We start from the raw sequence: 9,117 nt of genomic DNA, 5'->3' as shown, positions 1-9,117 counted from the left end.
TACCTACAACCGCATCAAGACCGCCATCCGCCAGGCCTCCATTCACCTGAAGGAGGCCAAGGCATGAGTCGGTTAACGGATGATTTCGCGCTGAGCAATCTCAGTCGCCGTGGATTTATCAAGGGGGTCGCGGTCACCGGGGCGTTAGTGCTGGCGGCAAGCTGGGGTTGGCAGAATGCCCTGGGCGAAGAAAAAAACAAGAAGTATGGCGCTGACGCTATGCCCAATGGCTGGATCGATGATCCCAAGGTTTACATCAGCATTGTCACCGATGGCACGGTCACCGTGATCTGCAACCGTTCGGAGATGGGGCAGGGAATACGCACCAGCCTGGGGCGAGTGGTCGCCGACGAACTTGAGGCTGATTGGGCGCGAACCGTGGTCCGCCAGGCGCCGGGCGATGAGGTTCGCTACGGCAATCAGAATACGGACGGCTCTCGGAGCATGCGCCATTGGTACGAACCGATGCGTCGTTGCGGCGCCTCGGCTCGTGCAATGCTTGAACAGGCCGCCGCCGAACAGTGGAAGGTCCCGCTCAGCGAATGCCACGCACAACTGCACAAAGTCATTCATAAGCCGTCTGGCCGCGAACTGGGTTACGGGGCACTGGCTGCGGCGGCTGGACAATTGGCGGTACCGGCCCGTGACCGCTTGCGACTCAAACAACCGTCGGAGTTTCGTTATATCGGAAAAGAGTCGAACGCTGCCGTCGATGGTGCGGACATTGTCCGTGGTCAGGCAATTTATGGGGCCGACGTGCACTTCGACGGCATGCTTTTCGCGACCGTTGCCCGGCCCCGGGTGTATGGCGGCACGGTCAAGTCCGTTGATGCCAGCGCCGCGATGAACGTCCCGGGTGTGATCAGGGTTCTGCCAATAGAGGCACGCCCGTTGCCGTCCGGTTTTCAGCCGTTGGGCGGCGTGGCGGTGGTGGCCAGTAACACCTGGGCGGCGATCAAGGGGCGCGAGGCACTGAAAATCGAGTGGAATGATGGTCCCAATGCCCGTTACGACTCGATCGCTTATCGTAATGAACTGGAAGCTGCGTCTCTCAAACCCGGCAAGGTGGTGCGCAACACCGGTAACATCGACGAGGCTATGGGCGGTGCCGATAGCACGCTGCAGGCCGTTTACTATATGCCTCATCTGGCCCACGCGCCGATGGAGCCTATGGTCGCTATTGCCCGCTTCAATGAGGGGCGCTGCGAAGTGTGGGCGCCGGTTCAGTCGCCCCAAAGAGCTCGCGATATCGTCACCGAGCGCCTGGGGATTTCTGCTGAAAACGTCACGATCAATGTCACCTTGCTGGGCGGCGGGTTCGGTCGTAAAGCCAAGCCGGATTATGTGCTTGAGGCCGCGATTCTGGCCAAGGCCTTGCCCGGTAAGGCGGTGCGTGTGCAGTGGACCCGCGAAGACGATCTCCACTTCGGCTACCTGCATACCGTATCGCTGCAATACCTCAAAGCCAGTCTGGGCGGTGATGGTCGGCCGTCCGGCTGGTTGCATCGCACAGTGGCGCCGAGTATGACGGCCTTGTTTGCGCCTGATGTCATTCACCAAGGTGCGGCAGAACTGGGGATGGGGTTCACCAACATGGCCTACGCGATCCCAAACGTGCGCCTGGAAAACCCGCCAGCGAGGGTGCACACCCGGATCGGTTGGTATCGCTCGGTGTCGAACATTCCCCATGGCTTTGCAATCCAGGGTTTTGTCGATGAACTGGCGCATAAGGCCGGTCAGGATCCCCTGGAATACCAGATCAACTTGCTGGGCCCGGACCGACAGATCGACCCTCGCACGTTAGGCGAAGAGTGGAACTACGGCGAATCGCCGGAGCGTTACCCGATCGACACGGCGCGGATGCGCACTGTGCTGGAAACCGCCGCCAACGCCGCCGGTTGGGGCCGTGAATTGCCCAAGGGCCGAGGCTTGGGCCTGGCGGTGCATTACTGCTTTGTCACCTATGTGGCGGCAGTGATCGAGGTTGAAGTCAATGCCGACGGTACGTTGATCGTGCACAAGGCTGATATTGCGGTGGATTGCGGCCCTCAGATCAACCCTGAGCGGATCCGCTCACAGTTCGAAGGCGCCTGCGTGATGGGGTTGGGCAACGCGGTGCTGGGGGAAATCAGCTTCAAGGACGGCAAGGTTCAGCAGGACAACTTCCACCTGTACGAAGTGGCGCGGATGTCCCTGGCGCCGAAGGAAATCGCTGTGCATCTGGTAACGCCGCCGGGCAACGTGCCGCTGGGCGGTGTGGGTGAACCGGGTGTGCCACCGATTGCGCCGGCACTGTGCAACGCGATCTTCGCGGCCACGGGTAAACGCATCCGCAACCTGCCGGTTCGTCATCAGCTGCAAGGTTGGCAGACCGTGTAAACCTTGTTCAGGACGAGACAACAGGCATAAAAAAAGCCCCGCCTGGATCACCAAGCGGGGCTTTTTAGTGGCCGATGGAATCAGGCGAGCGGTTTAGGCTCGTGCTCTTTTTCCAGGGCTTGCTCGTGTTGCTCTACCGCTTCCTGAACGGAGCGCGGTGCTTCGTCGATAACGGATTTAACTGGCTCAGCGGCGACTTCAGCAACCGGGGCAGGAGCAGCCTCGGCGACTTCAGCAACAACGGGAGCAGCAGCGGCAGCCAGTTCAGCTTCCTTCTGCAGGCGCTCTTCTTCACGCTTGCGGCGACGCACTTCACGCGGATCGTTCGGCGCACGGCCACTTGGCGTCAGGGCGCTGACAGCCGCGACTTCGATTTGCGGCGTAGCGACTTCAGCGACAACCGACGCTTCAACTGGAGCAGGTTCGGCGGCAGCCACTACTGGCTCGGAAACCATGGCTTCAGTCGTCTCGCTCTCAGCAATTGGCGCTGGAGCTGGCTTTTCGGCAACCCAGTTGAACGCGGTTTGCTCTTCGCGAACTTCACGAACCGTTTCGGTCACTGTCTCGGCTACGGTTTCGGCGGCCGGTTCTGCAACCACTGCAGGCGCTTCGACGATGACGGCAGGCTCGGCAGCAACTTCGACTTCAGGCTGGGCCTGGCGAACCGGCGCCACTTCGATTTCCGGAGCGGCGATTACTTCAACCGGAGTGGTCGCTTCAACGGCTGGCGCTTCGACTGGAGCAGATTCCAGCGTAGCGGCAGTGGCGCGTTCGGCTTGCTCGTTGGCCTGGGCTTCAGCTGGAGCGCTGATCACGGTGCTGGCAACGGCTGCGGTAACCGCCAGGCCGGCGGCCAGATCGGCAGCGCTTGGCGCGGCGCTGGTTTCGGCCGTTTCGTTAGCTTCGGCGGACTCGGATTCTTCCGAACCTTCGATCACATTGCCGTTGGCATCGCGTTGACGTTCGCGACGGTTGCTGCGACGACGCTGGCCACGGGAGCGGCGGCGTGGACGATCGCCTTCGGCGCCATCCTGACCGTCTTCCTGCAGCTGCTCTTCGTTGGTCAGCAGTTCTTCTTCGGCAACCGCGGCAACGGCTTGCTCGGCACGAGGTTGACGTTCTTCACGCGGAGGGCGTGGCGCACGTTCTTCGCGTGGCTGGCGAGCTGGACGCTCTTCAGCGGTAACAGCAGCGGCAGGAGTGGCAGGAGCGGCATCCAGAGGCTCGCGCAGTTCACGAACCGGACGCTCTTCACGATCGCCACGTGGCTTGCGATCTTCGCGAGGAGCGCGCGGTGCACGTTCTTCACGAGGAGCGCGTGGTGCACGTTCTTCACGTGGGGCACGTTCTTCGCGGGCTACTACTGCTGGCGTTTCTTCGCGGACTTCGCGTGGCTCACGGGGTGCGCGTTCTTCACGGGGTGCACGTTCTTCACGCGGTGCACGTTCCTCACGAGGCTTGCGCTCTTCATCGCGGCGACCGTTACGGTTGCGGCTCTGTTGACGGCCGTTGCGACGCTCTTCGTTGCGGGCAGGACGCTCGGCAGCCGGTTTTTCAACCACAACCGGAGCAACAGGCTCTTCTTTGCTCGCGAACAGGCTAACCAGCGTTTTCACCAGACCTTTGAACAGGCTTGGCTCAGGCGCGGCAACGGGGACGACAACAGGAGCGGCGGCGACGACTTCGGTTGGCACCGGAGCGTTGGCGCGGGCCGGCGCAGTCTTGACCGCGGCTTCCTGGCGAACCAGGGTGCGGGTCGCGGCTGCGGGTTGCACTTCTTCAACTTCAGCAGCGGCAGCAGCGATTTCGTAGCTGGACTGGTTGATGCTGGCTTCCGGGCTGTCATCGCGCAGACGCTGAACTTCGAAGTGCGGCGTTTCGAGGTGATCGTTCGGCAGAATGACGATGCGGGCACGGGTGCGCAGTTCGATCTTGGTGATCGAGTTGCGTTTTTCGTTCAGCAGGAAAGCTGCAACCGGAATCGGCACTTGGGCGCGAACTTCGGCGGTGCGGTCTTTCAGGGCTTCTTCTTCGATCAGGCGCAGGATTGCCAGCGACAGCGATTCGACATCACGGATGATGCCGGTACCGTTGCAACGCGGGCAAACGATGCCGCTGCTTTCGCCCAGGGATGGACGCAGGCGCTGACGGGACATTTCCAGCAGGCCGAAGCGCGAGATGCGACCGACTTGCACGCGAGCGCGGTCGGCTTCCAGGCATTCGCGGACTTTTTCTTCCACGGCGCGCTGGTTCTTGGCAGGGGTCATGTCGATGAAGTCGATGACGATCAGGCCGCCGATGTCGCGCAAGCGCAACTGACGGGCGATTTCTTCGGCGGCTTCAAGGTTGGTCTGCAGGGCGGTTTCTTCGATGTCGCTGCCTTTGGTGGCGCGCGCCGAGTTGATGTCGATGGACACCAGGGCTTCGGTCGGATCGATAACGATGGAACCGCCGGAAGGCAGTTCAACGACGCGCTGGAAGGCGGTCTCGATCTGGCTTTCGATCTGGAAACGGTTGAAAAGCGGAACGCTGTCTTCGTACAGCTTGATCTTGCTGGCGTACTGCGGCATCACCTGGCGGATGAAGGTCAGGGCTTCGTCCTGGGCTTCGACGCTGTCGATCAGCACTTCGCCGATGTCCTGGCGCAGGTAATCGCGGATAGCACGGATGATCACGTTGCTTTCCTGATAGATCAGGAAAGGCGCGGAGCGATCCAGCGAGGCTTCTTTGATGGCGGTCCAGAGTTGCAGCAGGTAATCGAGGTCCCACTGCATTTCTTCGCTGCTGCGGCCCAGGCCGGCAGTACGAACGATCAGCCCCATGTCGGCTGGAGCAACCAGGCCGTTCAGGGCTTCACGCAGTTCGTTGCGCTCTTCACCTTCGATGCGACGGGAGATACCGCCGGCACGCGGGTTGTTCGGCATCAGAACCAGGTAACGACCGGCCAGGCTGATGAACGTGGTCAGGGCTGCGCCCTTGTTGCCACGTTCTTCTTTTTCGACCTGAACGATGACTTCCTGGCCTTCGCTCAGGACGTCCTTGATGTTGACGCGGCCTTCAGGGGCTTTCTTGAAGTATTCGCGGGAGATTTCTTTGAGGGGCAGGAAGCCATGGCGCTCAGAGCCGAAATCGACAAAGGCAGCCTCAAGGCTTGGTTCGATGCGAGTAATCCGGCCTTTATAGATGTTGGCCTTTTTCTGCTCGCGTGCACCGGATTCGATGTCCAGGTCGTAGAGGCGTTGGCCATCTACCAGCGCAACGCGCAACTCTTCGGGTTGAGTTGCGTTAATCAGCATTCTTTTCATGTAGTACCGTCGGTTTCCGGGCTGCCGGAAACGGCGTTCGGCACACACGACTTCTCACGGTCGGTGTCAGGTGCGTCAGGAGTGGTTGGACACTCCAGTGTCTAGCGAACCCCGACCAATTGGGCCGGCGTCGCGACGTACGCGTCCTGCTTGCTGTGGCTACTTAAGCACTCAGTCAGGAGGAGGAATCAACCAGCGGCTGTGGACGAGATGAAGCGTCTTGATAAAGCCTATTGCTACACAGTCCAGCGGTTGTGCATCTCCACCCTACACGTATCCCTGATAATTCGGGTGCTGCCGCGCGCAGAATCCGCAGCGGGTTGGCATTTACCGTGAGCTCCGAAAGGGGAGGTCACGCATCATGGCTAATTTAGGCGTTGTTTCCGAAGCGTTCGCTCGGGGTCGTTTGCAGCTGACTGCACTTTGTGAACTGGCCGTGAATATTTGCTCACAAGGCGAGTGAAAACTCTGCTTTGCGGCATGCTTCAGGCCTCATGTCACCTGCGCTCGTTACACCTGCAAACTCCACCGTTACGTAGCGAAAGCCCCGTAGGACGGCCTCGCGTCCTGGTGAATTGCGTTGGTCAGGGCCGGTTTTTGACCGTTGGTCCGCTGTCCAGGCCGCTTTTGGCGGCGTTCGCGACTATAGCAGCAATGATTAAGTGCTTCAATTCCATAAAAAATTGTTATCATCCGCACCATGACGACTACAGCCCCTTCGACCCCAGCCGTACAACTGCTGGAGGTCTCGCCGGAATATGCCGGCCAACGTATTGATAACTTCCTTCTCGCTCGGCTCAAAGGCGTGCCCAAGACCTTGATTTACCGCATTTTGCGCAAAGGCGAAGTGCGAGTGAACAAAGGTCGGATCAAGCCCGAATACAAGCTGCAGGCGGGCGATATCGTGCGCGTGCCGCCGGTTCGCGTGCCCGAGCGCGACGAGCCGGTGCCGCTGGCCCAGGGCCTGTTGCAGCGACTCGAAGCTTCGATTGTCTTCGAGGACAAGGCGCTGATCGTGATCAACAAGCCTTGCGGCATTGCGGTTCATGGTGGCAGTGGCTTGACCTATGGCGTGATCGAAGCCTTTCGTCAGTTGCGTCCGGATTGCAAGGAACTCGAACTGGTTCACCGTCTCGATCGTGATACCTCCGGCCTGTTGATGATCGCCAAAAAGCGCAGCATGTTGCGTCACTTGCATACGGCATTGCGCGGCGATGGCGTCGATAAGCGCTATATGGCGCTGGTCCGCGGTAACTGGGCGGCCTCGATCAAGCAAGTCCGTGCGTCGCTGGGCAAGAGCAATCTGCGCTCCGGCGAGCGCATGGTCGAGGTCGACGAGGAGGAGGGCAAGGAGTCTGTGACCGTGTTCAAGGTGTTGCGTCGCTTTGGCGACTTCGCCACTCTGATCGAAGCCAAGCCGATTACCGGTCGGACCCACCAGATCCGCGTCCATACCCTGCACGCCGGACATTGCATCGCTGGTGATACCAAGTACGGCGATGAGGGGTTCAGCAAAGAAATTCGTGATCTGGGCGGCAAGCGCCTGTTTCTGCACGCCTACCTGCTGACCGTTCCGCTGCCGGATGGCGGTGAGTTGAAGTTGCAGGCGCCCGTCGACGAGATGTGGGCTAAAACCGTGGAGCGCCTGAGTGCACCCCTCTGATTACAAGCTGCTGATTTTCGATTGGGACGGTACTCTCGCTGACTCAATTGGTCGGATTGTCGAGGCGATGCACGTTGCGTCCGAGCGTTCCGGTTTTCAGTTGCGCGATGATTTCGCCGTCAAAGGCATCATCGGCCTGGGCTTGCCGGAAGCGATCCGCACCTTGTATCCCGAGATAAGCGATGTCGAGCTGATCGCGTTCCGTGAGTATTATGCGGATCATTACATCGCCTCTGAAGCCGTACCTTCGCCGTTGTTCGAAGGTGTGGTGGAATCGATGCGCGCTTTCCGGGCTGAGGGTTATCACCTGGCGGTTGCGACCGGCAAGGCCCGTCGGGGGCTGGATCGGGTGCTGAAATCCCACGGCTGGGAAGATTATTTCGACATTACCCGTGCGGCCGACGAAACTGCGAGCAAGCCCCATCCGTTGATGCTTGAGCAAATCCTCGCGCATTGCGGGGTTCGCCCGGAGCAAGCGCTGATGGTCGGCGACTCGTCGTTCGACCTGCAGATGGCGCGCAACGCCGGTATGGATTCGGTAGCGGTCAGTTACGGCGCTCAATCGATCGAAGCGTTGAAGCTGTTCGAGCCTGCTCTGGTCATTGATCGTTTTTCAGAATTGCATGCCTGGCTGGGTCAGCAGGTTAATTAGATTTTTTCTGGGGTAAATGTCATGACCGACGAATGGAAAGCGCCCGTCAAGGCGAGCGCGCAGAGCGGTGACGAGAAAAGCTGGCAGTTGCTGGAAAAGACCTTGCTGGCTAGCGTGCAGGAGCAGCGCCGGTCCCGTCGCTGGGGTATTTTTTTCAAGTTTCTGACGTTTGCGTACCTGTTGGGCGCGCTGATTCTGTTCACGCCGTTGATGGACATGGAGAAAGCCGCAACCCGCAGTGCCAACTACACCGCGCTGATCGATGTGACGGGGATGATCGCCGACAAGGAGCCGGCCAGCGCTGACAACATCGTCGGCAGCCTGCGCGCGGCCTTCGAGGATGAGAAGGTCAAGGGCATCATCCTGCGCATCAACAGCCCGGGCGGCAGTCCGGTGCAGTCGGGTTACGTCTATGACGAGGTCCGCCGCCTGCGCGGCCTGCATCCGGAGACCAAGGTATACGCGGTGATCTCGGACCTGGGGGCCTCCGGTGCTTACTACATTGCCAGTGCGGCGGACCAGATCTACGCCGACAAAGCGAGCCTGGTGGGTTCCATTGGCGTTACAGCCGCCGGTTACGGATTTGTCGGCACCATGGAGAAGCTGGGTGTCGAACGTCGTACCTACACCTCTGGCGAGCACAAATCGTTCCTCGATCCGTTCCAGCCGCAGAAGCCTGACGAAACCCAGTTCTGGCAGGGTGTGCTCGATACCACTCATCAGCAGTTCATCAGCAGCGTCAAGCAGGGCCGTGGCGACCGCCTCAAGGACAAGGAGCATCCGGAGCTGTTCTCCGGGTTGGTCTGGAGTGGTGAGCAGGCGTTGCCGCTGGGTTTGATCGATGGCTTGGGGAATGCCAGTTCGGTCGCTCGCGATGTGATTGGCGAGAAAGAGTTGGTGGATTTCACCGTTCAGGAATCGCCGTTTGATCGCTTCTCGAAAAAGCTCGGCGCCAGTGTGGCGGAGCAATTGGCAATGTGGATGGGCTTTCACGGTCCGTCGCTGCGCTGATTCTCTGGCTGCATAAAAAACCGGCCTTCCTGGCCGGTTTTTTATGTCTGCACGGTCTCTGTAGCAGCTGGCGAAGCCTGCGTCCGGCTGCGCAGCAGTCGTAAAGT

General features: G+C 60.1%; 5 protein-coding genes and 1 pseudogene. 5 read left to right on the top strand and 1 reads right to left on the bottom strand.

The features are described from left to right. Positions 1-67: pseudogene (locus ACM6IR_RS22300) on the top strand ((2Fe-2S)-binding protein); the annotation flags it as partial. Beyond that, the gene (locus ACM6IR_RS22295) at positions 64-2,379 is read left to right on the top strand and encodes a molybdopterin cofactor-binding domain-containing protein (RefSeq protein WP_414909695.1); all 2,316 of its coding nucleotides are present in this window, start codon (positions 64-66) and stop codon (positions 2,377-2,379) included. The pseudogene ACM6IR_RS22300 and the gene ACM6IR_RS22295, both read left to right, overlap by 4 nt. 80 nt (positions 2,380-2,459) lie before the next feature. Here ACM6IR_RS22295 and rne read toward each other — a convergent pair whose 3' ends face one another. After that, the gene (rne, locus tag ACM6IR_RS22290) at positions 2,460-5,684 is read right to left on the bottom strand and encodes a ribonuclease E (protein WP_414909694.1); all 3,225 of its coding nucleotides are present in this window, start codon (positions 5,682-5,684) and stop codon (positions 2,460-2,462) included. Positions 5,685-6,384: 700 nt separating this feature from the next. Between rne and rluC the strand changes: the two genes are divergently transcribed. Genes rluC through ACM6IR_RS22275 form a run of 3 tightly spaced genes read left to right on the top strand, consistent with a single transcriptional unit; the run spans position 6,385 to position 9,010 of the window. Next, positions 6,385-7,347 (top strand): 23S rRNA pseudouridine(955/2504/2580) synthase RluC, encoded by a 963-nt coding sequence (gene rluC / locus ACM6IR_RS22285; RefSeq protein ID WP_131062732.1) that lies wholly within the window; start codon positions 6,385-6,387, stop codon positions 7,345-7,347. After that, the gene (locus ACM6IR_RS22280) at positions 7,334-7,999 is read left to right on the top strand and encodes an HAD-IA family hydrolase (protein ID WP_414909693.1); all 666 of its coding nucleotides are present in this window, start codon (positions 7,334-7,336) and stop codon (positions 7,997-7,999) included. Before rluC ends, ACM6IR_RS22280 begins: the two co-directional genes overlap by 14 nt. Positions 8,000-8,020: 21 nt before the next feature. After that, positions 8,021-9,010, top strand: coding sequence for a S49 family peptidase (locus ACM6IR_RS22275; RefSeq protein ID WP_414909692.1), 990 nt, complete (start codon positions 8,021-8,023; stop codon positions 9,008-9,010). Positions 9,011-9,117 lie beyond the last annotated feature (107 nt).

This window comes from Pseudomonas sp. IT-P253, assembly GCF_949768125.1.
Classification (GTDB): Bacteria; Pseudomonadota; Gammaproteobacteria; order Pseudomonadales; family Pseudomonadaceae; genus Aquipseudomonas.
Note: the sequence above shows the minus strand (reverse complement) of the source record. Positions and strands in the feature narration are given on the sequence as shown.